The 533-nt window shown below is 69.8% G+C and carries 1 pseudogene; it reads right to left on the bottom strand.

Features of this window, described 5'->3' with window-relative positions:
- Positions 1 to 533 (bottom strand): annotated as a pseudogene (locus I55_RS38300) (hypothetical protein); the annotation flags it as partial.

Raw genomic sequence — 533 nt, 5'->3', positions numbered from 1 at the left:
ACCAAGGGATGGACGCAAGGCGGGAAATCGTACCGCACAGCGGTGCCGCCACCGCTGGCCGCGCGCGGAAGCGCCGAGATGTCCTTGGGGAAACCGAACTGGCCTGAGGTGAAGTCGGGGTTGAACTCGTACACCACCTCCAGCCCCTCGATGCGCCGCTTCAGCTCCGGCGACAGGCGGTCGTAGGCGGCGATGGCGTCGATGAATCCGGTTTGCGCGGGCGATGGCCAGGCTGTCGTTGGCCTTGGGCATGACCGCGTCGGGATGGGTGCGTAGATAGGCCAGCAGCGGCCGGGCGATGTCGGCGCCGACCTGGGGTTCCAGCGTGGCCAGGGAGGTCTGGGTCAGGGACTCCAGGCTGGGGAACAGGGTGTGCAGGTCGGCCCGCTCCCGCCACAGCCTGGCCCCGGCCTCGGTGTCGGCGGGGGTGAAGGCGAAGCCGCCGGCGACGAAGGCCAGGGCCCAGCGGTCCTCCGGCGGCAAATGCGCGAAGCTGACCATGGGCGTGCCGTCCAGCCCCTGCTCTATCACCT

It is taken from the genome of Azospirillum sp. B4 (assembly GCF_000333275.1).
Classification (GTDB): domain Bacteria; phylum Pseudomonadota; class Alphaproteobacteria; order Azospirillales; family Azospirillaceae; genus Nitrospirillum.
The sequence above is the reverse complement of the archived record's forward strand: the minus strand, read 5'-3'. Positions and strand labels throughout refer to the sequence as shown.